The organism is Vibrio sp. 1078-1 (genome assembly GCF_033340475.1).
In genome coordinates, this window is sequence record NZ_JAWOWM010000267.1 from 1 (window position 1) to 757 (window position 757).

General features: G+C 45.0%; 2 protein-coding genes. Both read right to left on the bottom strand.

Going from position 1 to position 757, the window contains the following annotated elements:
- Nucleotides 1-363 (bottom strand): hypothetical protein (locus R7190_RS27025; RefSeq protein WP_318137820.1); only part of this gene is annotated, 363 nt, incomplete at its 3' end.
- Nucleotides 364-374: 11 nt separating this feature from the next.
- On the bottom strand, nt 375-757 hold a 383-nt coding region (locus R7190_RS27030), incomplete at its 5' end, for a ribonuclease E/G (RefSeq protein WP_318137821.1).

The window sequence follows — 757 nt, forward strand, 5'->3', positions numbered from 1 at the left end:
TAATGCCAAGTTATGAATGGTTAAGTCTGCCACGACGGGCTTAAACTGAAGTAATGATTGAATCAAATCGAATTCAATTTGAATTTCATCAACGGCGAATCGAGCTTCTTGGTTATTCGGTAAGTTAGCTTCTAAGCCGAGTAACGCGATAGAGGGATGGCTATTACGCCAAGAACCAGCAACGCTGGAGATAGAAAAGTCAAAACCTGTGCCTTGTTTGACCCAGGTTTTGATCTCATCTTGGAAGTGGTTAAGTTGTGGCAATGTGACGCGTAGAGTGGTCACTAGAATGGCTAAAAAAACCAAGACAGTGACTAACGTCCACGCGCAAAAACGCCCAAAACGGTTAACACCAGAATTCACAAATGTTCCAATTACATCATCACGACGTCAAACTGTTCCTGAATGTACAGGGGTTCAGCCTGAATACGGACTTGCTTACCAATAAATACTTCAAGTTCTGCCAACGCATGAGACTCATCACCCAAAAGCGCTTCTGCGACAAATGGCGATGCGTATACGACAAAGTTGTCGGCATCGTACGCTCGGTTTACACGAGTGATCTCGCGCAGAATCTCGTAACACACCGTTTCAACCGTTTTCACGGTGCCACGGCCTTCACAAGTAGGACAACCAGAACAAAGAATATGTTCAATACTTTCGCGCGTACGCTTACGCGTCATTTCAACCAGACCTAACTGCGTAAAGCCATTGATGTTGGTTTTCACGCGGTCTTTCGACAATGCAGCTTCTAACG